The organism is Streptococcus suis (genome assembly GCF_002964045.1).
Classification (GTDB): domain Bacteria; phylum Bacillota; class Bacilli; order Lactobacillales; family Streptococcaceae; genus Streptococcus; species Streptococcus suis_U.
The window spans coordinates 1-283 of the sequence record NZ_POPB01000196.1 but is presented as its reverse complement, the minus strand read 5'-3'; the positions used below and the strand labels follow the sequence as shown (position 1 = coordinate 283).

Sequence of the window (283 nt, the reverse complement as noted above, 5' to 3'; positions counted from 1 at the left end):
GGAGCCCGCATTTATGCCAAACGCAAGGTGGATGTCGAACCTGTATTTGGTAGGATGAAGGGTGTTTTTGGCGTGCGCAGAGTCCATGTCAGAGGTCAAAAGGTGGTTGAAACAGAGATAGGATTCCTCCTAATGAGCATGAATCTAACGAAATTGGCTAAGAAATTAGTCCAAGAGAGTAGAAACAGAAAGAAAAACACAGACAGTTCGGCTGGATTTCATCTGAAGCAGCTCAATCTGTCTGTGTATTTTTTTAGTTATTGGCTAGTTTTTGCCCAGCCTC

General features: G+C 43.5%; 1 protein-coding gene. It reads left to right on the top strand.

From position 1 onward, the window contains the following. Positions 1–283 (top strand): transposase (locus C1E99_RS15155; RefSeq protein ID WP_419580070.1); only part of this gene is annotated, 283 nt, incomplete at both ends.